This window comes from Pseudomonas sp. SLFW (assembly GCF_009905615.1).
Lineage (GTDB): Bacteria > Pseudomonadota > Gammaproteobacteria > Pseudomonadales > Pseudomonadaceae > Aquipseudomonas > Aquipseudomonas bambusae.
In genome coordinates, this window is record NZ_JAAAKW010000003.1 from 467,840 (window position 1) to 491,964 (window position 24,125).

Here is a 24,125-nt window from a genome sequence, read left to right on the forward strand (position 1 = left end):
TTATTCATCCACATAGGGACACTGCGTGATATCGACTCTGAGTTTGCCATAACCCGCGACGCTTACAAGCTCAATCCACCTTAATTTTACATGTATGATAGGTTTGAACAACATAATGAAAACGGTGATCCCTAAGGGCTTTTTTTTTGAAAGCCTAACTAGATGGAGCTATTTCCCAACTCAAAAGCGCGAGCCTGAGTTCGTCCCTTCTTTGAACACCGAAAAGTTTACCCCGGAGGTTGCGCTGGAGCTGGGTAAGCTCAAGCTCCGGAAGGGCGGGTATGATCAATTAGAATACAGATTGACTCGTCACAATCTTGCGACCCGTCCCCTATCCATTCCACATCCTCACGCCTACGCAGATCTGTGCCTCACTCTAGAATCAAACATAGATAAAATACTCGAGACTGTGGATATTTATAACAACCCTAACAGCCTGATAAAACCTGCTCGGAACAGCTCTGGTCGTCTAATAGTAATGGATTATGGCGATCCACTTATTAATTCAAGCCGACTAGTAACCCACAGCTTTGGGAAAAGATTTAGAGTCCAAACAGACATCACCAATTGCTATTCAAGCATCTATACTCACGCACTACCTTGGGCATTGATGGGTCTTGAACATTCGAAAGCCAACTTGCAAAAAGAACACTGGTTCAATCAGATAGACGCGAGCTTTCGAAACATAAAACGGAACGAGACACAAGGGATTGGGATTGGTCCCGCGGTATCAAACATTGCAGCCGAGATAATATTGGGACGCATTGACCTTACCCTTTCAAACAAATATGACTATCATAGATATATAGATGACTACACATGCTACTGCAGGACACATGAAGAAGCCTTAAAGTTCATAGCAGATTTAGACTCTGCTCTGAGAAGCTATAAGATGACCTTGAACGTAAGTAAAACCCGGATCGATCCCCTGCCCGCGTGCGTCAGCAGCGAGTGGGTATTGGAGTTGCAATCTAGGGCACCTCTGGGTTCGTTCACCAACCATTTGAATGAGGTAAGCTTTATTCGTCATAGCAGTATAGCGGCGATAAAATATTTAGAACTGGCGATCCATCTGAACCAAAAATCCCCTGACGGCAGCATAATAAAATTTGCTGTAAAATCGATACTTGATCAACTCCAGCCCGACGGAAACAACGTAGTAACTCAATACATACTTAACCTATCCTTCATTTATCCACATTTGCTCCCTCTCCTAGATGCCGTAATTGACAGTGACTCAGACGGAGTAGAAGCTTATGAAAAGCATCTTACCGAAATCGCGATCGAGCATTGTAAATCCAAGCGATCTGATGGCATATGCTGGCCACTTTACTATCTACACAAGCTTTCACTGAAGGTATCTCCTCTCCTTAGAGACGCAGTGCTGGCATCTGAGGACTGCACAGCATTGCTGTTGTTGGAAACTTTTCCCGAACACTACGGGGCAACTGAAGCATTCGTGAAATCGCTACAGTCTGCGTCTGATTACGATCAGGACAAATACTGGCTTTTAACTTATCAAATGTTGAGGTGGAACCGTTACAAGGGCATAAAATCCAGCGACGCTTTCGACTTGATGAAACATCTGGAGGTGAGCTTTTCAAACATTGATAACACTCCCTCCGCAAGTGAGCTAAAGCTCCAAGCAAAAAAAGACGAAGAAGTTGCTGAATACTTCGAATGTTTGTTTGATGAGCTGGATGCTGGAAATTCTAATAACGATACATGAGAAATGCACCTAGCATCGCCGCGCCGCCGTAGCCAAACGCGTATCAAAACACATGCACAGTTATTTAAGGGCCGCAGAATTCAGTCGATCTCGGCTACCTAGGAACAGATGTGACTGTTCTTAGGTAAGCCTGACAAGCCCGCAACGCAATCAACCCTCGATCTCCATCGTCGGTGATGCCGACAATTCGTTGAGCATGCGCTGGGTCAAGTTCGGCTCGATGGGTTCCATGATCCAAGCGGCGGGCGGAGGTGGTGGCAGACACTCCACCGCCTTCGCGGTCGGTCGCGCTGAGTACGACTGACAACCGTAAGTCAGCAGTAGCAAGGCGATCAAGCAGGCGTTTCTGACCCTTCTGTGCATCAGACAATTCCTTATGGTGAGTTTGTTCGCTGATCTGCAGCCGTCTCTCGACTGCAAGTCGCTTGTGTTGTTCTTTGAGTTGCGCAGCCGCGCTCGCGATTGACGAGTCGCTCAGCGCCTCGTGGTGCAATCGTGCTTGTCGTTCAAGCTGGTGGCCGTAGCGCCAATCCTGGATCTGCCAAATGCCCGATGCAGTCGCTACGGACGAAATCGCCACGATCCCGACGACCGTGCCGACGCCCAATATCCTGGGCGAAATCATCTCAGCGCCCTCTCCACTCCTGTGGTGATCAAGTTCACTGGATAAGGAACGCATCCGTTTTCGTGGCGAATGATGCCAACCACTAACGCACTCAGAACGAAGGCGCATCCAAGGTCGAGCGAGGTATCTGTTCCAACGCTCATGCCGGATGCCACGGTCCTGATATATGCCTCGGTGTCGTTCTCTGTGCCCGGTGCCCATCGTGTGATGATCTCGCGCACTGTATCGATGCCCCTGCTGCCAACGTTGGGCTGACCGTCCTTGCCTCGGTAGATGAGGATTAGTTTCGCAAGCGCACGGATGCCGTTCTCAGGCGTGTCAAACCGAGCGAATCGTTTCTCAATGGCGGGATCAGGGGTGAGTTGGCCCTGCCATTGGTTGCGGGCGTTGTACTCAATGTTGCCGGGATTGTTGTTTCGAACCCCACGTGTGATTACTGGCACTGCTTTTCTCCAGGCGAAAAAAAACCGCTCGATGGCGGCGTGTGATGATGTTCGCGTGCCTACAACTGCACGACCTTCAGCGGCTTTTTGGCCTTCCTGCCTTTGGCATTAGCCTTCCCTTTCTTCCCACCGTTGCACTCGATAGTGGTGGTCCAGCCTGCTTGGGTGAATACCTGTTCCACGGAGTCCACCAAATAGACCCCGTCCACGCCGACCTTGAAGCCTTGGGCGTTGATAAGGCGCTCTGCGAATACGTCGGTCCGGCCTAGCATCTCCAGTCGCACACCGGCTGTAGAACGGTTGAATCCGGCGAGGCGTGCCTTTGCTGCGGCTTCGGCAGCACTCTTGCTGGGGTGAATGTGTCGATCCGTGTGAACCGGTGGGAGTCCCTCGGCGACGTCTTCATTATCGAGCTGGACGGTGCTGAGACTCCCCTTCTTGTCGGCGTAATCAGCCTTGACGGCTTTCTTAACGTTGTCGTCCCCGAGGCGGAATTGCCATCGGGAGATGTGGCATCGCCTGATCAGCACCACCGGTAGCTCTTTGCCGCTGACACTGGCGCCGCCTTGTCGTGGTAGAACGATGAGTTTCCCGTCCGCGACCTTGGCGGTGCAGTCGTAATGCTTTGCCAATCGGGTGATGAAGCTCAGATCGGACTCGCTCAATTGGTCGGCGCGATCCACGAGGGTTTGCACCGGGCATTCAGGCTTCCAGCCATTTCGACCGGCAATATCCGACACAAGGCTGGCCAGGCTCACACCTTCCCAACTACCGCTGCGTGTGGTCTTCGCGCTGCTGCGTGTGTCGCTGGACTTACTGCGAATGACGAGAGTGTCGGGCGGCCCCGACACTTCGATTTCATCTACCGTGTACTTGCCTATCAAGGCCATTTTCTGCCCTTCGTATCCGAGATACACCTCCATCCGAGCGCCATGTTTCGGCAGGCTGACGGCGCCGTCGCGATCATCGATGCGAAGCTCGAAGTCATCCGAACTGGCGCCAGGTTTATCGACCGTTCGTATCTGCAGCATGCGGTCGTTGATAACGGCTGTGATGTCGAGGCCGTTGGCGACGATTCTGTAGATCGGTTTCACCCTACTGCTCCATTAACGTTCAGTCCCATAGCGTGATGGCCTCATTCGTGGACGCGACGACCGCGGGCAATCTGATCAACAACCCTGCCCGAAAGGGTTGGCGTTCATCTGCCAGCCCCTGATTGGCGTCCAGCACCGCTTCCACGGTACCGACCAGGTGGCCGTAATACTGCTGGCAGAGGGTATCGAGGATGTCGCCTTCAGACGTTCTGCATGTCATCGCCATAGCGCGTGAACTCCAGGGTGAACGACTGCTTGCGAGGTATCCCTCCCTGCAATAGCGCGCTCTGTTCTTCATTGATATTGACGAGGCACCAGGTCCCCAGCACCTCGCCATAGCCCGTTGTGAGCATCAGGGGCTGTAAGCGCTCGCCAATGCTTCGCAGCCGGTTCAATTGAGTTAAACCGCCTTTGAAGGTGGGAAAGATGGCGCCCTTGATGGTGAGTTTGTCCTCGCCCATGCCGACGGCCTGTTGGGCTGGACGACGGGTCAAACGCTCTTGAGTTGCCCAACGGAAGGCAGAGGTTCTGCTCAACTCGTCGAACGCGGCGGTGTCCTGATTGAAGAAGAACGGTTGGGTGCCTGCTCTCAGCGGCTGCATGATCATCAAATGCGGGAAGGGTTTGACCGCTTCCGGGGCCGGGGTACGGTCTTGGGTCAACATTGCCGACGGGAATACCGGCGCCGATCCGGGACTCGCCTTTGCGGCGAGCTTATTGACCGCAGACTTTGCCCGCGCGGCTTGCTCCCCCAACACCTCCACACGCCGCTGGATCTCGGATGCAGCGCGGGTGGCCTTGCCATAGGCCGCGACCACTTGCCCCACCTTGGACTGGGCAACTCCGATGGCACCGGTGATGCGTTTCAGTTTTGCGCCAATCAACGGCCCCACGAATGGCAAACTTTCGAGTTCATCCGCCGCGCCGGTTATCTCGCCGATGGCGCCATTCACGGGTCCCAGCATGCCGTCCAAATCCTTGCGCCCAGCCTCACCGGCCTGAACCATATGTTTCAGGCCGGATTGCATGCTTTCCAGGTAGCTCATGTTTCCTCCTTTAAAAAACCGGCTCATCCGTCATGGTCCGTCGTGCAACTTGCTGGGCGGTTTCCGTGAGTCGGCGCTCGATCTCCGGCATCATCTGGTTCAGCAACTCGCGCGGGTCCTTTGCATCACCCTGGACGGTGATGCTGAACGACGGAGACAGGGTGATTTTCTGATCTTGTTTCGGCTGTACCGGTCGTGCGGACGGCGCCTCGGCGGCCTTGGCCAGCAATGACACAGGGGCCTTTTTGTCGGCCTCGATGAAAGAGCGGGACACATCGTTTAGACCCGGTATACGCGCCGCAACACTGGGGGTTGAAGCCGGATGAATTGATTCACGCTTCGTCGCCGGTTCTTCGCTCGATCCAAAGAGCGACTTACCCACCACTCCTCCCAATGCATCGCCGCCCAGATTGCCCAGGACGCCGCCGATCAGCCCGCCGATGGCCGTGCCGATGATGGGCACCACCGAGCCAATGGCCGCCCCCGCTGCCGCACCGGCGAGCGTCCCTGCCAGACCGCCAGCGGCGCTGCCATACCCTTCGGCTTTTTCATCCTGGGTTTCGGCAGTGTCGTAGACGTCTTTTGCTTTCAGCGCTGCATCCAGCAGTGCGCCGGGCAAGTTGCCCTTGCCTATCGACCGCAAACCGCCAAACGCTGAACCCGTGGTTTTGGCGGCGGGTACCATTTGAATGGCCGGGCGCGCTCTCGCCGGAGGCGTCCAGCTGCTGAGGGATTTAGCCTTTTCAATGGGCCCGCCCGCATACACACGCATGCGCGGCTTCGGTGTTTCAGGGGAGCTAGAAGCGACGGCCCGAGGAGCCTTACCCCGACGGCCCCATCCTCGGCGACGGCTTTTACCCGTATCAGCGCCCGTGCTTGAAGGGCTTGTGCCGAGGCCGCTGACGACGGCCACTTTTTGCACTCGGTTAGGGTCGCCCATCAGCGTTCCGCGCGCGATGTTGCGCAAGCCTTTCGCGATCTTGAAACCACTGTAAGCCGCGCTGATCGTCGCAATCGCAGCGCCAACGCCGAGCAGGCTGTTGACCAACGCGGGCGACTTATCGCTGATCACCGCTATGCCGCTCGCCATACCGGAGAGACCGCTCGCCATGCTGTCCGTCAGCGGGCGCATGGCGTCACCGGCGCTGCGCAGGGCTTCGTCCATCGCCTGCCCTGTTTCCTTCCATTTCTGGGCAGAGGCGTCACGACGCTCGTTCAGGTTTTTTTCCAGGATGCCGGACGCGTTGGCTGAGTCTTTTTTCAGCTGCTGATAGAGACGCTTGTTCTGCATATACGCGGTGAGTGCCGCTTTGACCTGCATGTCTGCAAACAGATCGCCCGTGCGCAATGCCTGCTCCAGCGAGGTCATCATTGCCTGGGCTTTTGCAGGGTCTATCTCCGCACTGATCTTCTCGGTGGCTTCGGACATGGCCTTTGCCTTTTTAGGGTCAGTGGCCTCGACGTACCGCTGCGCGAGCGCGAAGCTGGATTCCAGCGTTGACATCCCTTTCTTCAGGCCCGTATTGAGTGACGCCTGATAGTCGATACCTGCATCCTTGTAGGCCTTGACTACGTCCTGAGAACCGATCCTCTCCATCCAGTTTTTCAGGTTGTTCGCCGCTTCATCGGAACTGCCGGCTGTTTTCATCTGTACTTGAAGCATCGACCCCAGCTGAACGACGGCATCGTTGCCGTAGATCCCGAGCTTGGCCATCCCCGCCAACAACTGGGGAAACCACTTGGCCATGTCATTGGCTTCGAAGCTTCCGGCCTGCCCTTGGAATGCAATCGACTCCAACGCTTTCTGCATCTGTTTGGGATCGGTAATTCCGGCGTTCTGCCGTAGGGCGTTGACCATCTTTGCCGTGTCACCGCCGTCGGCGCCCTGCCCGACTGCGAAGGTCGCCGCCGCCGGGGCATATTCGATGGCTTGCTTGAGTTCCATGCCAGCACCGACCAACCCGTTGACGACGTTGGCCACCTCGTTTCGAGACATGCCTGTATCGCGGGAGGTTTCGATGATCTGGGTGGACATCTGCTTCTCTTCGCGAGTCCCGGCCACCCCTGCTTTGATGGCGATGTCACGGATGATCGCGCCGTAATCAGCGCTGACCTTAGTGGGTGCGATCATCGTGGCTGCAGCGGCCCCCGTTGTTGCGGCGGCGGTATTGCGAAGGTGTCTGCCGCCCTGTTGCAGTTGGCTGCGCCCCAATGCCTTGAGTTCCGCAGCTCGTGCCTGACGGCCGAATTGCTCGTACGCTTTGCCGAGGTTTTGCACCTCCACCCCTTGGCGGCGCAAGCTCTGCAGATTGGTATCGAGTTTGCGCCGCAGAGCATCAGCAGATGCGGCGCCGCTCATATGAGCCTTGCGCCACTCCTCCTGAAGCTTTTGCGTTTCGCCGATGATCGACTGCAGGACCTTGGCTTTGTTAGCTGTGGCTTCGAGACGCTTGACCCGCCCCTCTACGTCCTTAAATGCCGCCCCGACGGTTTTGCTGACGGCCCCTCCAATCACCAGCCCGAGGGCGAGTTGTTTAGCCATTCGCCACCTCATGGACGTTGTTTTGGCGGGTCTGGCGGCTATTCAGCCAGCCACCAGACCATGTCGTGAAACGGCATTGACTCGATGTCGGCCAGTGAAAACCCCGTCTCTCTGGCCAACCGTTTGGCGAGCTGCCGCATCACCGAGGGGTCAAACTTCGTCTTCGTCGACCAGGCGAAAATAGCCCCGTTTGACGCGCTCGTAATCCTTGAGGGTCAGCTCCATGAGGTCCTTTTCGCTGACCTCCATCAAGCTGGCAAACAGCATGGTGTCGACGGCGAGATCGTCATTGGGATGAGCTTTCTGACAGGCGCGGACCTCGCGGACGGTCGGCGAGCGCATGCGCAGTTTCTCCTGCGTGATGCCATGGAACGCCTTGGGCGTAGACAGGGTAATTGTCACACCCGCGTCGTTAACGGCCATCCAGCGCGGCTGAGCGTCGGGGCCTTTTGCGTCGATGTTCAAAGTGGTCATGCTGCCTCCTTACAGGCCGAGTTGATTGCGCATTTGCTGGAGTTGGTCGACGCCGTTGATGACGCGAACCGAATTGACCGGATCGATCTCGTACATGACCCGCTCGTTGATTTCGAGCTTGTAATAAGAGACGGCCACCGAGTATTTGAATTCGGCCTTGTCGCCCACCTTCCAACTCCCGGGGTCCAGCTCTTTGAGCATTCCCCGAATCGTGGCGACAACCCCGACAAACCGGCCTCTTTGCTCTTTGAACGAGCCGCGGAATGAACCGTTGAACGCAGTCTGATCAGCCAGACCGAAGAACTTCATGGCCTCTTTGCGCACGCCGTTGGTGCCGAACGAGGCCTCCATTTTCTCCAGCCCCATGTCCATCTCGATTTCGCCGTCCATGCCTCCGGCGCGATACCCCTCGGTTTTGACGGTCAGTTTGGGGAGGGACAGTTCGGGCACGTCGCCCTTGAAGCTAAGGCCGTCAATGAACAGGCTGGTGTTGAAAAGCGTTTGAGGAATCACTGAGCGGCCCCTTATGCGGCGTTATCGAGGACTTCGGTGAGCCACTGGTTAGTGACTTCAACGAGAAAGTTCGGGTTTTCAGCAGGCGGCACGTCGCTGAACCGGATGATCCAGTACACCTTGCCCTGTTCGAGCTGGCTCGCGGTGTTGCGCACGGGGTCCGCGTAGACCTCGAAGTTGATGATCGCGCCCTGATTTTTCATGTCGCGCATGAAGTTCTGCAGCCCCTCAGTCACGTCCTTGATGTAGGTTTTAGTGATCGAGCGGTCGACTGCCCATTTGTGGCCGTACTGGATCGCATCCATCACGATGTCCAGCGTCCGGACACGCGTGACGAATGACCATTTCGGATCGCTGGAACAGGTGCGGTTGCCCCACAGACGAAAGCCGTTGTCGCGAATGATCGTGGTGATGTTCGCGGCATTGAGCAGGTTGGCCCTGCACGTCGAATCTCCGTCCAGGAATTCGATGGGCCGGGTGGTGCCGGAGAGTCCGACAAACTCTTTGTTCGACGGCGACGCCCAAAATCCGTATTCACTGTCAGTCCACGCAAACAGACCAGCGGTGAACGGTGAGGCGGGCGCGTCGACATTCTTGCTCAAGGACGTATCCCAATGCTGCGCGCCAGGGTCTACGAGAAAGATGCGCTTGCTTCCAAAGTTCTTGGCGTAATCGAGCGCTTCCTCGTCGGTTGTGTTCGGCCCATCGATGATGGCGATGGCGCGCAGCTTGCCTGCCAGGCCGTCCATCGCAGTGGCTACCGCTTGGGTCGCAGAATGCTTGGGGGCAATCAGCAAGCGAGGCTGTGCGTTGAACCGGCTTTTTCCGTCCAGTAAGGCTTGAAGCCCAGTGCGTTTGCCGGAGGCGAGAACGCCACCGATGATGGCCGAGGTTTGAGCAGCAGCATCGGACTTCTTCTCTACGCCACAGGCGACGATGACGGCCTTGGACCTCGCATAAATCGCCTTGCAGGCCTTGGTGATGGGAGCATCGCTACCCCAGGCAGCGACGGCCTCCGCTTCGTTCGTGATCAGCCTGAGCTCGTCGGCTTCGGCGGCAGGTGTCCCGTCGGCACCGGGGCCCGGAGTGAAGACATCGCATAAGCCGATGATTGAGGAGGAAGGCAGTGCGATTGGGCGCGCGCCGATGTCGAGGTTCGTGACGGTGACGCCGTGGAAAAAATCGGTGGAACTCATGGGTTCTCCAAAAGAACACGCCGCGCTTAAGCGGAGTGGGAATGCTGTTAAGCCCAGTAAATAAAAAGCCCCGGCAAACCGGGGCTTTATTTGATCTGGTCGATGATCCAGGCTGGCGGGATCGGTCGTCCTGAGCTGTCGGGGAACACCAGCGCCACAGGCCAATCGCGCAAACGCTGCATATAGTCCAGAAGCTCTTTGAAACGCTCAGCCGTGAGGGTCGATTTGAGTCCAGCATCCTGCTGATCACGATGGCGGTCCCGTATCCACTGGATTCGGGAAATTTCAGCGTCACGCCATTTACGTTCCGCAACAGTAGGATTGTCTGCTGGTGCGTCGATCAGAACAGGCAAACCGTCGCCATCGTGGCTTCGAACTTTGCCCTCGACAGGATTGCCAATGACTTCGAGATAGCGCGCTTCAGAAATTTCGACGGCATCCTCCGGCATCGTCCGGTGAATGGACTTCAAATAGGTCACACAGGTTGAGCGACTGTAGTAGCGCGTCATCATCTCAAGCTCCTATCGCCATGCATCTGGCGGCTGCAGTGATCGCACCCCAGTTATGAAGTTCGACCCTCGTGGTCGATACAGCACCAGCGTTGATACTTCCGGGCTGCAAGTTGCCGTTGTTCGCTACCGCTGCAGCGGTAGCCCACAAGCAAGCCCGCGGGAAAGCAATGGGCCAGTGAGCAGCACCTTGCCCTCCCGGCGAGATTGGGCCGGAGGTTGTCCATTGCACGACGAGTGATCCCATCCAAACAGGAAACACGATGTAGCCGTTGCCGTTGAGACTGAGCGCAAAGCCAAAACGCATTTTGTGCGGAGTAACCATCACGTCGTCACCGGCCCCCTGATTTACAGCGTGCTGGCTACCGACCTTTGCCAAGCCTGCTATCGCCTCCGTAGCCGGCAGGAGAAGGTCGCGCAGTCGAGATGCCAGTTTCTTCGGGGTAATGATGGTGGCATCATCCGTCCCGGCGTTCACGGCTTTTTGACCCGCGATTTTTGCGATTCCAGCGATCGTTTCGGATGAGGGAACCACCATATCGTTCAAGCGCATCGCCAGTTTCTTCGACGTCACCGGATACCGGTCATCCACACCCTCTCTAACAGCCGCATGGCTGGCGACGTTCGCAGTGGTGAGGTCTTCAATCCACGACGACCATACGTTCACAGTCCATCGTCGGGTGAATTTCTTGTCGACTGAATATGCTGTCCAATGCTGAATGGCGGAGTTTTCATTGAACACCTGCTGCAGCACCAAATCGCCGTTGATCCCGCCTCTAGGTCCATTGAGGATTTGCTCTCCGTGAGCGCCAAAATGCCCCGTCCGATACGGCACTGCATTGGCGTCCCTGAACGTCTCCACCGTCCCCATCAAGCCGCCTGCACCAACAACCATTATCTTCCCGGGTGTCGCATCAGTAGGACTGGACTGCAACATCGAACCTAGCTTGCGAGTGATGGCCTGGAACACCCTCAACGGGGTCATCGGCTTCGTATTGTTCTGGTGATGTTGGGCTTGCGCTTCAGACTGCGAAGCAATGCTAATGCCATAACCATCGAGACTGTCGGGATTACTGCCCGACACAACAACCCCTCTGCTGTTGACTGTGACTCGGTGATACGTGCCCGCCTGACGGGTGCCGGGCAGTACGTTAATAATGAAATCCTCAACGTATTTACGCGTCGCAAGCACAACTGAAGGATCAATTCTGAGCTCTACACGGCTTGAGTTGCTGACCAGCAGATTCAGCCGGACGATCTGAGTCCTCCCCGATCCTTGTGCGAGGAGCGGCTTGAACGATGGTGCACAGTTTGCAACCGCGACCAGATCTCCGTCGGCATCGTACAGACCTATTTCCCGAATCCACCTGCCCCCTACATCAGCCGGTATGATCTGCTCGGCCACAATGATCGCGGAGTTCACTGGGTCGATTTTCAGGGTATTGACCGGCGCACGTCGCCATTCGTTGATGAGGTGCGTCTGGTTAGCACTTGGCTGCGGGTCCGTGTTGTTGGCATCTCCAACACCCATATGGGTAATCTTCCAGGCAACGCCGAGCGCATCGGCGTTCGCCTGTTTCGCGGCCCCGACGTTGGTCAGGATCGCGAAGAACTGCGAATTTTGGTCAATCATGTGTACACGTCCAATGTATCGATGATGGTTTCCCTGCCGCCCATGCCGAAGGCCCCTCCAACTTCGATGTCGCGAGGTGCAGGTGGGTAGATGTCGATTTCGTCGCCGTCATACTGGCAAGCCGAGACGGTGATACGTCCAACGGTTGCCACGCTGATCGCCAATCCTGTGAGGTGCCGGGTGAGCGGTTTGGCGTCATCGATGAGCCAAGTGAGTTCCTGATACATCTGCTCGGTGATGCCCGTGTCGAGCACACCGACTTGAAGCTCGAATGTTCCCGGCTCCCCTTCTGGCGTTTTCTCCCACCATTCAAGTACATCAATGAGAAAGCCCAGCGGTTCGACAACTCGACGCAACGCGCCGATGGTGCCCTTGTGGGCATGAACGTAAAACGAGGCGCGGATCGCGGCGCGCTTGGCGTCTTCGCTCCACTTTTCGCTCCACCGGTCCACCGAACATTCCCATGCGAGAAACGGCAGAATCGGCGCCGGACAGGTATCGGGGTTGTAGAGTGTGCGAAGCGGTACCGGTGGATGATCATCGGTCGCGACCTCGACCGCACGTTCCAGCCGCGTGCTGTTGAGGGGCAGCAGACTGGGCATATCACGCTCCAAGTTTTACGGTGTAGCCCGTGCAGTACGCGGCCTGACTCTTCGTTGGTTTGATATCTTTCCACCCCACCAGCTCGACTCGACGCACGCCTGCGATGTGCAATTGCGCATCGATGGCCGACCGCGCGACTTCGATGCCCAAGCGGCGACGTGGATTCACCCATGCCGCCAGTCGGGCACGGCATTGAGCGAGGATCGGTTCGTTTTCCGACCCGCTACCGACGGGGTGAATGATGGCCTCGATCGTGTACGGCAACACTTCAGCGCTTTCGACGTGAAGGCGGTCGCCGACCGGGCGGATGTCCTCATCGCTCAGGTACGCTTTTACCAACGCCAGCAGCGCTGGATCTGCTGCACCGGTGCCATTCAGTTGCTGCACCGTGACCACTGCCACGGCCGGCGACGGGCTTTCAGCAGTGGCATCGGCTACCAGGCCCGAGGCATTTCGCGCATGCAGGATGTAACTGCTACGCGGACCAGCAGTGGTCAGCCCTTCCCATCGCATCTGGATGCGCTCACGCAGTGCATCGTCCTCTTCCAGCACTTCGGAAAGGAGAGGTACGGCGGCAAGGTCAGCCGCCTGAATCACCAGACGCTTGAGGTTGACCCGTGCAGCGAGCTGGTCGAGGTCTGCGCGTTTGGCGTATGGCAACATCAGCGCTTTGGCCGCGTCGTTGATCCGGGCGCGATTGGTCATCTTGCGATAGGCCGCTAACTCCAGCAGTTTGACGACGGGGTCGCTCTCAAGCGGCGCGGTCCAGTCGTCGCCCATATGCAGCCGGAACAACTCCAGCTCTTCGGCGTAGATGGCCTCGAAGTCCAGCGGTTCCAGCACATCGGGCAACGGCAGTGTGGCCAGATCAATCGCACTCATGCCGCCACCTCCAACATGCGGCTCTGGCCTTGATAATCGACTGCCAGGCGAAACGTGATCTGCCCGCTCAGCACGGCGACCACCCTGATAGTGGACAACCGCACACGTGGCTCCCATCGACCCAAGGCGCGAGCCGCCTCCGCTTGTACCGCGCCTTTCCAGCCTTCGTTTATGGGTAGATCCACATACCGCCGCAGGTCACTGCCGTAATCCGGCCGCTCACGGCGTGAACCAATGGGAGTGGAAAGCACATCGCCGATGGATTGTTTCAGATGGGCCAACCCGCCCAGCGGCTTGCCGGTCGTCCGGTCCATTCCGATCATGGGCTTACTCCTGCAAGGGTTTCATTTCCGGGTGTGCGTTGAGGTAGTCGTATTGCTGATCGTCGAGCGCGACGGCCTGGCCTTTGCTCACCTCGATAGTCCTGTCATCGTCCATCACCAGCACGCGAGAGGTATAAACCCTGTCTCGGAAAACTCTGCGGTTCTCGGTATGTTCAGGCTCGGCAGGCGATGGCAAAGGCGACTCTGGCGGGATCGCAATTTCAGCCATCGCCGTTTCGCTCGCGCTTTTGGTTTTGCTCATGGTTTTCTCCGGGCATAAAAAAACCCGCGCTATGGCGGGTGATGTTGAATCGCTGAATCAGTGAGCGTGGTTGGCCGAGTTACCTGCCGTGTCAATGATCTTGCCCTTCCCTGTTACGTCGCCGCTGATCATCAGGGTGCCGTCGATTTCCGTGTTGCCCTGCAATTTGATTTGCGAAGCTTTCACGTCGACCTGGCTGTCAGTAATCGTGACAACCGAACCGCCAACCCTGATGGTGCACGTCCCACCCGGCATGTTGATGTCGTAGGTGTTGGCCTGCCAGTCGTACGCCAGCGAACCACCGTCTTCGAATCGCCAGACCTCGACGTGGTCACGGTTGTCCGGCTGCGGATGGTCTTCGCTGTACAACCCCGCGAGGAATCGGCCCAGCGCGGGCTGGCCGTGAGGGCAAAGCAAGGTGCCTTTTTCGTTGATGCTTGGCGCCCGCCAGTGACGAGCCTTGCCCGCTGCCTGGCTATGCCAACGGACCCACGGGCTGATCCAGCCCCGCGAATCAATGCGGACCATAGCGCTGGTGGTATCCACCGCCACGACATGACCCGGCATCAACATGGCCCCGATCATCCGGTCGTGTTCGGCGAGCGTCTCGCGACTCATCCTGCCACCGCTTCGATATCGACTTGTTCGGCATACAGCTGGGGTTCAAGAAACGCCGGGGCTGCATCCGGCCATGGCCATTGCTCTTCGCCCAGGTAAATCTGCTGCGTCCACTCGACTTTCCAGACGGTGCAGCTGTCGAGTTCCGGGCGGGTCCAGTCCGGACCGGCGTGCACGAATTCGGCGGCGTCGACGTCGTCCAGTTCCCAATACTGCGCGCGCAACAGCACCGCAAGCTGCGTAGCGATGTGTATCGCTTGCTGATGGTGTTCGGGTTCTTCAGCGGCGACCACCACGCGCGCTTCCAGGCGGCAAGTTAAAGCCACGCGCCCAGTGCCGGGATCTGTGCCCGGTTCGACCTCTGCCAGTTCGAGCAACAGGGCCGGAAGGCTTATCCGCTCGCGGATATCCGGCCAGCTCGCGACGATTTCCAGCACGGGCAAATGCTGACGGATGTGACGTTCTACCGTGCTGAAGAACAGGTTCAGCGTCAGCGGTTGATCACCCTCAGGCGTTCCCTCGTAGATGTTTGTGCAACTCATAATTCAGCTCCTGTTTGAGGATCTCCAGCAGCCTCGCATCAGCTCGACGCGACCACGCATCAAACAACGGTGCCACAGCTTCGATAGAGACCTTTGCCTTGGCCAGCGGGAAGCGGCTGTTGTTCTCCGCGATCCATCCCGAACTGATGCCGCCCGCGCCCGGTACATTGCTGTCTGGATAATCACTGCATTTGAAATGCTTGCTGGCTGTGCGAATCCAGATGTCTGGCTTCCCGCCATAGACCTTCTTGTGGAACGCACCCGCATACCGCCGTTTGCCCACTGACACGCCCGCTTGGGTTTGCCGTGGGCGACCGGTTCGGCTGGCCTCCAGCGGGTTGATGCCGAACCAGAGCTTGGCGCGTGTATTGCTGCCTTTGGCGGTGTAGGCCCGCAAGCGCTGCCGGACCGCATGGATAGCAATCCCTTCCTTGCGCCCGACCTCCCGGGCGATTTGCGTCCGGAGCCAGCCCAGCGTTTTGTTGATGGCCCGCCGCTGGGCGTTTGCCGCAGCCTTGGGCACCAACTTGGCAAAGTCGGCGAGCGCCTGAAGGTCCGCCGCGGTGGGTTGCAGCGTGATCAATCCGCTGCTGGCTGACGTTGTGTAAAAGCTGCCGATACTCATGGCTTCATCCTCAATACCAGCGAGACGAGACCGCTACCATCCGGTTCGAGCCGGGTGATGGTATAGGGCCCTCCGCCGTCCAGCGCGGGCAGGTCGATGTTGATTGCCTGCCCTTGATCGACGCCTACCGCCTCCGCGACCCGCATTACGAAATGTGGCTCACGCAGACCGGTGTTCAACCGGCCCACCACAGGTTGCAGCCAAGGCGCTGAGAACATCCCCGCCACCGGCCGCCCTTCGATCTGAGCGGAGTCACTCAACACGTCGAACACGGTGTCATCGACGTCGGCCACCAGGTCCCGGAACGCCATGATCAGACGCTCAGCCGGATGATTGCGCGAGGCCGGGTGCACAGGTGCAAAGGGTTGGACTGCGCTTCACCGGCGATGCCTTTCCCGAAAGGCATGCTTTCAAGCTTGCTGTAATACGGAATGCCGAGCGTGTTGACGGTTTCCATGTAGTCAGCGGGTGCAAAGGCCGACTTGAAAAGCTCCGGCACGCCTTCGGGCACGAGCTGGGCCTGGTCGGCGTTCACGAAAGGCACCCCGGCGACTTTGCCCCGATACCGTTCCCAACTGATGCCGCCGAAGTCGAACGACTCTCGGCCATCACCACGAAGAGCCGCTGCCTGCAGCGTTCCTTCGTAGGTCTTCACGACGGATCGATGACTGATCAGTTTTTCCCAAAAGGTTCTGCCACAGAACGCCCTGGCACCGCTGGTGGTAACGCTGCCCAGCGCGTCCTCCTGCAGATCCAGCGCTTCCATGCATTTCACTTGCACCAGGATCTCGGGGTTATCCAGCTCCAGCGACATCGACTGTCGCTTGACCCCAAAACGTTCATAGATGTCGAGCAAAACGGTTTTGCCGTCTGCATCCAGCACCTGCCCCTTGATGGCCCCCATGCGTTGAAACTCATGGGTGATGTCCAACTGACGCCTAACTTTGGCGAGGCGCTTGTTCACAACGTCCTGTACGGCCTGCATTTCGCTTTGTGACCCAAAGGCGCGGATGTTCTGGATCTCGTCGGCCAGGATGGTGAAGCGCTGCGGCAGGTGCACGGTATTAAAGGGGATGAGCTGCCGCTTGCTCCCACCGACCACCAGCCCGGACGTTCCGCGTTCCCCGGCGGGTACAAGCGCGAGGGTATCGCCGTCTTTTTCGACCTGAACCGTTAGCGTGGTCACGCCCTCTTCTTCGAACAGTCCGAGACTCGAAATTCGACCGGGTAGGTATTCCTGCTCGTTGATGGCGGTGGTGAGGCTGGCAACGCTGAACGCGTCATCTTCAAAAATGCCGATGTCGGCCATGGGTGTACTCCAGAAAAGCAAAACCCCGCGCTCGGCGGGGTTTCGGGGATTCGATGAGGTTCAGCGAACGATGATGAGATGGGTGGCCAGATACTTCTTGGCCTTGGAATCCAGACCGGTCAAATGGGCTTCGCTCACCTCGGCCAACCGCGCGATGCCGCGCCCTCGGCGTGCGGTATCGGATGCGCCAAGCGACGCGTACAGAACGCATGCCGCTTTCTCTGTTCCGTCTTTGGCGGTGGGGTCGTATGGAGCGTACTCGCTGCCAGCCGCTCTTACGCCAAGCACCTGCCCTGCCACCAAAGCGTCCCCTGCGGCCACGTTGATGGTCTCCCGCGATATCTGGCCCGGGCCTTCGGAAAGCAGGAATTCGCCCGCATGAGTCTGTTCGTGTCTGATGGTCATTGCCTCGCTCCTTGAGCTGGTTTGTTCGTTGATTGAGCGTTACGCCGGGAGGCCCAGATGCCCTGCGGGTTTGGCTGTCGCGCTTGCGCATGGATCGGACTGTCATCCGCCAACGGCAGGCTGTTGTCGATTTCAAAGCCGCCGCTGCCGGTGAGCGTATCGAACAGCCGCGCACGGACGGCGACGGTGTCCAGTCCGTCCCGTACGAAGCCTTCAGTCAGCTCAGGCAGGCGCGCCGCTACACACAGGTCTCGTACTGCCTTGGCGCGTGTAAGCGCCGCCTGTACGACCGGCTCATCGGCCAGCTGCGTGCTGTTTATCAACGGCTCGATCAGGTTGCTGATCCCGGCTTCTGCGCAACCCTGTGTAATCATCAGCGCCAGCTTTGCCGTCGAAACTTGTGCGGGTGGCTGTGGCTGCGGTTCAGTTTCGGCGACAGGCTCTTCGGCTCCATCGATCAGGTCCATCAACGCCTGAGGCGCATGCCGGTAGCGGTGCAGCACAGCGCCCTGCCCCACACACGCCTTGACCTCGATGCCGCCACCGATTTCATCAGCAAGACCCAGTTCAACCGCCTCGGTGGCTGTCAGCCAGGTTTCGGCATTGACCAGGCGCCGCAGCTCGGCGTCGTCCACATTGGGCGCCTTGGCTTTGTATGCGGCGATAATCGCTTCGAGTGTCTGGTCCAGCACGTCAGCCACGCGCCGGAAGTCATCGGCGTCACCGCTGGTGTAGGTCCACGGGTTGTGAATCATCAGCATGGCGTTGGCGGCAATGACGACCCGATGCGCGCCGCAGACGGCCACACTTGCGGCACTTGCAGCCAGAGCGTCTACTCGCCCCGTACACCGCTCGCCAAGCCGCGACAACGCGTTATGCATGGCGAGGCCGTCGAACAGATCACCGCCGCCGCTGTTGAAAGCCACGACGATGGGTGAGACGCCGTCATCCATGCCGCGCAGGTCCTGCACGAACTGATTGGCGGTGATGCCCCACCCGCCGATCTCGCCGTAGACGTAAACCTCGATTGTGCGTCGCTCGGCTTCGCCGCTCGCTTGCAGGAAGTACCAGCTCTTTGCCGAGACGGGCAGCTGTTTACCCGCGCTGTCGTAGATGCGCGGGTGTGTTTTCTGGGTCATCGTTGTTCCTTGTCGTCCAGTGAATCGAACGTACTGAGAGTTCTGTAATTGAGGCCCATCGACACGGCGCGACTCTGGTCGGCAGCGTTTTCGGCGTCGACCGTTTCGGCGTCGTATCCGGTACGCAGAACCATTTCGCTACGTGAGGCAAATCCGGCGTTAACTTCCAGAATCCGCGACTGCACGTCCTGCACCGGGTGGATGTAGGCCCAGCCTTGTGGAACCCAGCGTGTGCGCAGGTATTCCCGGCGCCGCTTTGCGTAGTCCGGCAGGTCCAGCTCGCCAGCCAGCACGGCCATGTCCATCCATGCCGCGCGCACCGGGCGGCAGAGCTGGTGGACGTAGACGCTGAATTGCAGCTGCTCAAGCCGCCGTCGAAACTCGTTCAGTACCACGCGTAACGCCCGGTCGTTCACATCCCGCATGTCACCGGTGAGCAACTCGTAAGGCGTACCGCTTCCCGCCGCTGCCGCCATCAGTTGCTGTCGCATGAAGTCTGGGTAGTTGTTGCCTGCATCCGGGGGCTTGGAAAACTCGACTTCTTCACCCGCGCCCAGCTCCTGCATGGTCCCCGGCTCAAGGGCGACCATGGGCGTAAAGCCATCGGTATCTAAGGTGAGCGGATTTCCCGTCACCGGATCACGAGGTACTGGCCCTGCGTCCGGCGCGGGTCGGGTGATGAACCCGGCGAACAGGTTGGCCACCTCCTGCCGGAACAGCACGGCGTCGTCGTAGTTGTCCAGGCTGCGCAAACGCTTGAGTACCGGCGACAGACGCGGTGTGCCGCGTAACTGCCCCGGCTCAAGTGGCTCGAATATGTGCAACACCTGCGCGGCGGGCACCCGCACCAACTGGTTGTAGCCGGTGTTCAGGCCGGATGCTTCGCGCGGATGCGAGCGATACATCCAGTAAGCCACGCGTTTACCCGAGGGTTCGAATTCAATCCCCGCTCGAATCGCGTTGCCGTTGCTTGCGGTCTCAAACTTGTCATGCGGGACGAACTCGGGTGCCAGGGTTTGCAGCTGGATCGGAACGGCGAGGCCTTCGTCCAGACTGCGTGGCCGCAGACGCACGAAGCATTCGCCGGCCGTTTCCACGGTTCGGGCGATCAGTGCTTGCTGACCGTAGAAGTCGGTCACGCCGTCGGCGTCGGATTCATCAACCCAATCTTCCCAAAGCTCCTGCAAGCGCTTGCGTAGCACCGGGTCGTCCAGCGTGGGCCGTGGTGTAATGCCCGTGCCGATCAGATTGCTGACGCGCTTGTCGATGGCATTGAAGGCGTACGGGTCGTTACGGACGGCTGCGCGAGAGCGACTTCGCAGATTGCGCAGAGCAGGCATCATCAGGCTGTTGACGCTGCCGTCCGGTGCATCCCAAGTCGCGGACCGGCGGCCCTCCCCGGCGCCGTCGTAACTGGCCTTGATGCGCTCCGGCAGCAGGAACCCGTTACGGGTGAGCGTTGGGTAGCGTGCCATCAGAGCCCCTTGCCGCCGTGGTACATGCGGTATACGCGGGAGCGCGGTTTGCCGTTGCTTGCCAGCGAGGTGCGGATTTCTTCGCGCGCTTTGAGCAGCTCGTCCACCGTGCGGTATTCAACCGTGCGGTCGGAATAGCGCACGGTCTTTTCGCCGCGCGCAATGGCCGTCTCGACGGCTTCGAGGTGTTTCTGGGTGAAGGACATGGGGGTTTACTCTTGAGCGGGCGGACGCGGTGCTGTAAAAGGCCGTCAGCCGAAGCGCTGGTGACGGGACTGGAGTTTTCGCTGGAAGCTGCCTCTGACCAGTACTTCAGCAAGGGCATCAGCGAGCTCATCATGTGTAATGTGTGGGAGTCGCATCTGCCAATACGTTTTAGCGCGCACCCAATCCATACTGCCCGTCAACTGCTCGGCGACTACACATCGCAGCTCCTGCTGGAGTTCTGCGGCGGCTTTGATTTTTTGCGCACGTTGCGCGTTGTCTACGGAGTGTTCAGACATGGCTGTCTCCAATATCGAAAGGTTTGACAATCTCGCTAGCCGACTATTTGCCGAGCTGTATGAAAGCTTTCCCATGGGGAAAGATATCGATACCGCGAACTATCTCGATCCAGCTACCCAATGGAGCGAGCGCTACCAGCAAGAAGTTCTGATCGATGATGGGGAGTTCTTCCTAGCCACTGTTCTATGGCTGCAAAGGGCTGGTTACTTGTCAGTCGATAAGTACCACCACAGTCGCGTGAGTGATGTCGTACTCACCGCTAAAGGGCTCGAAGTGCTCAGAGCCGTGCCAGGCAGCTTGCAAGGCGATGCTTCCATCGGCGAGCAGCTAGCTGACGCTGCAAAGTCAGGAGGGAAAGAGGCAATGCGAGGCTTACTGTCTGAAGCCTTGGGCATTGGCGCTCGCCTCCTCGGTCCCTACGTCGGCCTTACACCTTGATCTAACGGCGCTTCAGGTACCCGCTCGTTGAAATTCGACGAGCAGGTATCCGTGAAATTGCTAACACAGGCACTGGCGGAGCTACGGGTTCGGGCATCTGTCCTGATAGAGGTGTTGGGGCATTGCCGTCGGGCTTGGTCCCCGGTGATTTTAAGTTCTGCGAAGGTTCACAAGCGGCCTCGTCAAATAGGCCAGACTGCGCCAATGCCTGCCGCACCTTATCCCAGTCGTGTTCCTTGTAACGCGCGATGCCCAGGTAATGCGCCATCGCGAGGTTGTAAACCATCAGGTCGAGCGCCTCATTGCGTTCGGCCTTGCCTTTGATCCACTCGACCCGCTTATGGCCGCGCACGTACCGGGCGACCTTGCGCTCCGCCACGCATTGGGCGAAGAACTCATCAGGCAGGTCGTTCGCGAAGTGCAATGCGCCGGGGCCTGTCTCGAACGGGTAGCGGTTGTAGATCCAGTCTTTTGCGGTGTCAGTGCCGACGAACCACAACTCGGCGCCGCCGCGTTCGGTCTGGCCCTTCCATGTCACGTCGACCATCGATGGCCGCTGTGCGATCACAGGCTTACCCGGCTTGCTGGCACCCTTGAGCGCGAAGACGTTGCGCCAGCGCCGTACGCGGCAGAACTGATAGACCTCGTCAGTGTGATGCCCGCCTGAGTCGATGCCAGTGGCAAGGATTGTCAAGCCAACACCGGACGGATGCCGGTAGCGCTGTTTGAGCAGCTCGTCCAGAGCCGCCCAGGTGCGTTCGTCTGCCGGGTCACCGGCTACCACTTGAAAGTCCACCACCCAGCGCTCCATGCCGACGCCCCAGCCCATGGCCATGAATTCCAGCCGGTTCGCCTGCACGTCCACAGAACCGGTGATCATGAGAACACCGACAGGGATTGAACCGAGCGAGTAGGTCTCTTGGCGCGCTCGCGCTATCAGCACGTCCGCTTTGGTTTGTTCCTGTGCGCTGTCCCAGACTTTCGCCAGTCGGGTGTTGTAGAACACCTGCATGGGTTCCAGATCGCCTTTGGCCTGGGCTTTCTTGGCCTTTTCGAATTGCTTGGCCAACGCCCGCCAGTCCATCCAGCCCGGAGGCGAGTACAGGGCGTTAAGGTTGAAGCCAACCGTCTCGCCGTCACCGGTTGCCGTCGCGCGCCATTGACCGCGTGCGAGCATCTCGCCCTTCTCGTGTTCCTCGATCAGTACGTCACAGTCGGGACCGGCACACTCGTAGTGGGCCACGCTGAGATCGGCGGAATAGTGCAGGCGCTCCCACTCCAGCGTCTGCATGTGCCCGCATGTCAGGCATGGGACGAAGTAGTAACGCTGGTCACTGGTGTCGAACAGGTCAGCGATCCGGGACGCGCCCTTGATGGTCGGCGAGCTGGAAAAGTAGAACTTGGCGTTTCGGCCGAAGGTGCTGCCTCGGGTTTCGGCCAATTCGATGGGGTCGCCCTCTTCCCCTACGTCCACGTCCCAGCGGTCTACCTCGTCGCCGTAGATGTAGCGTGCCGACAATTCGGCCAGGTTGGCCGCTGAGCCTGCTGTGGTGACGTACAGCGAGCCGCCTTCGAACTCTTTGGTGTCCATGGTGTTGCGCGCGTCACGAGAGCGACTGGCGGCCACACGTTCGTTCAGAACCGGTGTTGCCTTGATGGTCTTGCCGATCCGCGATGACACCCGCTTGGCGAGGCCCAGGCTGGGCAGCAAGGTCAGGATGTTCGACGGCGCCATGTGGATCAGGCCGCCGATCCAGTTCAGCGCGATCTGCGTTTTCATCAGTTGCGAGGCCACCATGGTGACGACGCGTTTGCAGGGGTGCGCCGGTGACAGACAGCGCATGGGTTCACGGGCGTAGGGTGTCCGCGAGGTCCGGTATTTGCCGGGTTCGGCGGCGCCGGTGTCACGCGGGATACGCATGTACTCGTCGGCCCATTCATCGACCCACAGATCGGGGTCGGGCAGCAGGCCGCGCAGATACGCTTCGCGGTACACTTCAGCACCGTCTGCGTATCCAGGTTGCATAGGTCAGCTCTGTGTCATTGCTTGCTCAAGGTCGGCAGCGTTCATGCGGCTCGCATCGGTGAAGACGCGGCGGAAGGTGCCGGTGAGGTGTTTTTCGATTTGCCAAGGGTCAGTCATTGCCGCCAGTTCGGGGGCGAGCTGTGGCGACAGTCCGAAGATCAGATCGCGCAGCATGCGGCCCGCTGTGAAGGCCGCTTTGGAGACGGCTTCGCGGTCAACGAGATTGCCTTGGACTTTGTAGAACTCCGCCTCGGCCAGTTGGGCGAGGAAGTGCTCGCGGTGCGCTCGGGCTTTCTGAAAGTCCGGCGCCTTGCCGGTGGGCTGCACCGCAGGTTGTTCGGCGGCTATCGACAGCTCCGAATGGACGTTGCGCTCGATCCGTTGTTGGTCGTGCCGTGCGGTAACACCCGCTTTGCTGGGGTCCGCCGATGAGGCGAGCAGCAGTTCGGTGGCTTCCAGTTCGACTTTGCCGTCCTCGGTCAGCACCAGCCGGTCCTGTTTGGCGAGTTTGGAAACGTACGATTTCGCCCAGCCACGCCGTGCCGCAAATTCAGATTTGCTGATGACGGTCATGATGTTTGTCCAGTTCACCCAATAAACTCGGGTAGTTCACCCGTTCACTCGGTTCACTAAGCTGGTGAACCTCCCGCTAACAAAGTCCCGCGGGTTTCCTGCCCCGTATCCCCTCAGATGTCGCAGGGTCCCCCGCGCTTTTGGGGGGGCGGATCAGGCTCGCCCGCGAATCCGCCCGCGCTGACTGGGGCATCGGGGATGCCCAGCCGCTTGGCGACCCAGCGTTCATATAACCCGATGGCCACGTCCGCTCCGGCCATCGCCGTGAGGCACCCCGCCGCACTGGCGGTGATCATCGATACCCCTGCGGCGTAGAGCAGCATGGTTGTGGATACGCCACAGACCACGCACGCACCTGAGCGCAATACCAGCCGCCGTATCAGCGACCAGCCTTGTATGCCAGCCTTGTCCGCACGCCACATCTCGCCTGAGATGCCGCCCAGTGAAGATAGAACGATCACCATCCAGATGGGCATGTCCGATAAAGCCTGCTGTTCGTTTGGCATGAAGTCCTCATGAGCGCTTCAACCAGAGTCAGCTGAAGCTTGATTGAATCGGGATCGGATAAGATGTCCATTTTTTTGGGTCGGTCGATCT

At 58.6% G+C, this 24,125-nt stretch carries 30 protein-coding genes; 2 read left to right on the forward strand and 28 right to left on the reverse strand.

The genetic code is table 11. From position 1 onward, the window contains the following. Positions 1-115 precede the first annotated feature (115 nt). Positions 116-1,729 (forward strand): antiviral reverse transcriptase Drt4, encoded by a 1,614-nt coding sequence (gene drt4 / locus GVN17_RS08000; RefSeq protein WP_166594682.1) that lies wholly within the window; start codon positions 116-118, stop codon positions 1,727-1,729. A 94-nt stretch (positions 1,730-1,823) separates the two neighbouring features. Here the strand turns inward: drt4 and GVN17_RS08005 are convergent, their stop codons facing one another. From GVN17_RS08005 to GVN17_RS08125, 25 genes are all read right to left on the reverse strand, one after another. Continuing rightward, positions 1,824-2,354, reverse strand: coding sequence for a lysis system i-spanin subunit Rz (locus GVN17_RS08005; RefSeq protein WP_166594683.1), 531 nt, complete (start codon positions 2,352-2,354; stop codon positions 1,824-1,826). Beyond that, positions 2,351-2,797 (reverse strand): structural protein P5, encoded by a 447-nt coding sequence (locus tag GVN17_RS08010; protein ID WP_371928507.1) that lies wholly within the window; start codon positions 2,795-2,797, stop codon positions 2,351-2,353. The genes GVN17_RS08005 and GVN17_RS08010 overlap by 4 nt, the downstream gene beginning before the upstream one ends. A 59-nt stretch (positions 2,798-2,856) precedes the next feature. Continuing rightward, on the reverse strand, positions 2,857-3,891 hold the full coding sequence (locus GVN17_RS08015) for a contractile injection system protein, VgrG/Pvc8 family (RefSeq protein ID WP_166594684.1): 1,035 nt from the start codon (positions 3,889-3,891) through the stop codon (positions 2,857-2,859). Between the two features lie 19 nt (positions 3,892-3,910). Continuing rightward, the gene (locus GVN17_RS08020) at positions 3,911-4,117 is read right to left on the reverse strand and encodes a tail protein X (protein WP_166594685.1); all 207 of its coding nucleotides are present in this window, start codon (positions 4,115-4,117) and stop codon (positions 3,911-3,913) included. Beyond that, positions 4,092-4,937 carry a phage tail protein gene (locus GVN17_RS08025; RefSeq protein WP_166594686.1) on the reverse strand — a complete coding sequence of 282 codons (846 nt, stop codon included), beginning with the start codon at positions 4,935-4,937 and terminating at the stop codon, positions 4,092-4,094. Before GVN17_RS08025 ends, GVN17_RS08020 begins: the two co-directional genes overlap by 26 nt. Positions 4,938-4,947: 10 nt before the next feature. Beyond that, the gene (locus GVN17_RS08030) at positions 4,948-7,479 is read right to left on the reverse strand and encodes a phage tail tape measure protein (protein WP_166594687.1); all 2,532 of its coding nucleotides are present in this window, start codon (positions 7,477-7,479) and stop codon (positions 4,948-4,950) included. 150 nt (positions 7,480-7,629) lie between these two features. Next, positions 7,630-7,953, reverse strand: coding sequence for a phage tail assembly protein (locus GVN17_RS08035; protein WP_166594688.1), 324 nt, complete (start codon positions 7,951-7,953; stop codon positions 7,630-7,632). 9 nt (positions 7,954-7,962) lie between these two features. Continuing rightward, complete coding sequence (locus tag GVN17_RS08040) at positions 7,963-8,466, reverse strand: phage major tail tube protein (RefSeq protein WP_166594689.1); 504 nt, start codon at positions 8,464-8,466, stop codon at positions 7,963-7,965. 11 nt (positions 8,467-8,477) lie between these two features. Then, a complete protein-coding gene (locus GVN17_RS08045; protein WP_166594690.1) occupies positions 8,478-9,662 on the reverse strand; it encodes a phage tail sheath family protein in 1,185 nt (394 codons plus the stop codon). 86 nt (positions 9,663-9,748) lie between these two features. Then, the gene (locus tag GVN17_RS08050) at positions 9,749-10,174 is read right to left on the reverse strand and encodes a phage tail assembly chaperone (RefSeq protein ID WP_256665130.1); all 426 of its coding nucleotides are present in this window, start codon (positions 10,172-10,174) and stop codon (positions 9,749-9,751) included. A gap of 1 nt (position 10,175) precedes the next feature. Then, positions 10,176-11,804, reverse strand: coding sequence for a phage tail protein (locus tag GVN17_RS29635; protein ID WP_256665131.1), 1,629 nt, complete (start codon positions 11,802-11,804; stop codon positions 10,176-10,178). Continuing rightward, a complete protein-coding gene (locus tag GVN17_RS08060; protein ID WP_166594691.1) occupies positions 11,801-12,406 on the reverse strand; it encodes a phage tail protein I in 606 nt (201 codons plus the stop codon). Before GVN17_RS08060 ends, GVN17_RS29635 begins: the two co-directional genes overlap by 4 nt. A gap of 1 nt (position 12,407) precedes the next feature. Then, positions 12,408-13,289: a baseplate J/gp47 family protein gene (locus tag GVN17_RS08065; protein ID WP_166594692.1), complete on the reverse strand. Its 882-nt coding sequence runs from the start codon at positions 13,287-13,289 to the stop codon at positions 12,408-12,410. After that, positions 13,286-13,612 carry a GPW/gp25 family protein gene (locus GVN17_RS08070; RefSeq protein WP_166594693.1) on the reverse strand — a complete coding sequence of 109 codons (327 nt, stop codon included), beginning with the start codon at positions 13,610-13,612 and terminating at the stop codon, positions 13,286-13,288. The genes GVN17_RS08065 and GVN17_RS08070 overlap by 4 nt, the downstream gene beginning before the upstream one ends. Before the next feature lie 4 nt (positions 13,613-13,616). Next, positions 13,617-13,874 carry a hypothetical protein gene (locus GVN17_RS08075; protein WP_166594293.1) on the reverse strand — a complete coding sequence of 86 codons (258 nt, stop codon included), beginning with the start codon at positions 13,872-13,874 and terminating at the stop codon, positions 13,617-13,619. A 57-nt stretch (positions 13,875-13,931) separates the two neighbouring features. After that, complete coding sequence (locus GVN17_RS08080; RefSeq protein WP_166594694.1) at positions 13,932-14,492, reverse strand: phage baseplate assembly protein V; 561 nt, start codon at positions 14,490-14,492, stop codon at positions 13,932-13,934. Next, the gene (locus tag GVN17_RS08085) at positions 14,489-15,034 is read right to left on the reverse strand and encodes a hypothetical protein (protein WP_166594695.1); all 546 of its coding nucleotides are present in this window, start codon (positions 15,032-15,034) and stop codon (positions 14,489-14,491) included. The genes GVN17_RS08080 and GVN17_RS08085 overlap by 4 nt, the downstream gene beginning before the upstream one ends. Continuing rightward, positions 15,000-15,659, reverse strand: a complete 660-nt coding sequence (locus tag GVN17_RS08090; RefSeq protein ID WP_166594696.1) for a phage tail protein — start codon at positions 15,657-15,659, stop codon at positions 15,000-15,002. The genes GVN17_RS08085 and GVN17_RS08090 overlap by 35 nt, the downstream gene beginning before the upstream one ends. Next, on the reverse strand, positions 15,656-15,970 hold the full coding sequence (locus GVN17_RS08095; protein WP_166594697.1) for a hypothetical protein: 315 nt from the start codon (positions 15,968-15,970) through the stop codon (positions 15,656-15,658). The genes GVN17_RS08090 and GVN17_RS08095 overlap by 4 nt, the downstream gene beginning before the upstream one ends. 2 nt (positions 15,971-15,972) lie before the next feature. Further along, positions 15,973-16,968: a major capsid protein gene (locus tag GVN17_RS08100; RefSeq protein ID WP_166594698.1), complete on the reverse strand. Its 996-nt coding sequence runs from the start codon at positions 16,966-16,968 to the stop codon at positions 15,973-15,975. Positions 16,969-17,028: 60 nt separating this feature from the next. Then, entirely contained in the window at positions 17,029-17,373 is a 345-nt protein-coding gene (locus GVN17_RS08105) for a head decoration protein (RefSeq protein WP_166594699.1), read from the reverse strand. Further along, positions 17,370-18,512, reverse strand: a complete 1,143-nt coding sequence (locus GVN17_RS08110; RefSeq protein ID WP_166594700.1) for a head maturation protease, ClpP-related — start codon at positions 18,510-18,512, stop codon at positions 17,370-17,372. The genes GVN17_RS08105 and GVN17_RS08110 overlap by 4 nt, the downstream gene beginning before the upstream one ends. Further along, entirely contained in the window at positions 18,509-19,987 is a 1,479-nt protein-coding gene (locus tag GVN17_RS08115; RefSeq protein ID WP_166594701.1) for a phage portal protein, read from the reverse strand. Before GVN17_RS08115 ends, GVN17_RS08110 begins: the two co-directional genes overlap by 4 nt. Continuing rightward, the gene (locus GVN17_RS08120) at positions 19,987-20,193 is read right to left on the reverse strand and encodes a phage head-tail joining protein (RefSeq protein ID WP_166594702.1); all 207 of its coding nucleotides are present in this window, start codon (positions 20,191-20,193) and stop codon (positions 19,987-19,989) included. The genes GVN17_RS08115 and GVN17_RS08120 overlap by 1 nt, the downstream gene beginning before the upstream one ends. Before the next feature lie 45 nt (positions 20,194-20,238). Beyond that, a complete protein-coding gene (locus GVN17_RS08125; protein WP_166594703.1) occupies positions 20,239-20,490 on the reverse strand; it encodes a hypothetical protein in 252 nt (83 codons plus the stop codon). Here GVN17_RS08125 and GVN17_RS08130 point away from each other — a divergent pair. Further along, positions 20,489-20,929, forward strand: a complete 441-nt coding sequence (locus tag GVN17_RS08130) for a hypothetical protein (protein ID WP_166594704.1) — start codon at positions 20,489-20,491, stop codon at positions 20,927-20,929. The two genes, GVN17_RS08125 and GVN17_RS08130, sit on opposite strands and share 2 nt — an antisense overlap. A gap of 1 nt (position 20,930) precedes the next feature. Here the strand turns inward: GVN17_RS08130 and GVN17_RS08135 are convergent, their stop codons facing one another. The 3 genes from GVN17_RS08135 to GVN17_RS08145 form a co-directional block, all read right to left on the reverse strand. Continuing rightward, positions 20,931-22,955, reverse strand: a complete 2,025-nt coding sequence (locus tag GVN17_RS08135) for a phage terminase large subunit family protein (protein WP_166594705.1) — start codon at positions 22,953-22,955, stop codon at positions 20,931-20,933. 3 nt (positions 22,956-22,958) lie between these two features. Then, the gene (locus tag GVN17_RS08140; RefSeq protein WP_166594706.1) at positions 22,959-23,528 is read right to left on the reverse strand and encodes a terminase small subunit; all 570 of its coding nucleotides are present in this window, start codon (positions 23,526-23,528) and stop codon (positions 22,959-22,961) included. 113 nt (positions 23,529-23,641) lie between these two features. Further along, entirely contained in the window at positions 23,642-24,034 is a 393-nt protein-coding gene (locus GVN17_RS08145; RefSeq protein ID WP_166594707.1) for a phage holin family protein, read from the reverse strand. Positions 24,035-24,125: the final 91 nt, after the last annotated feature.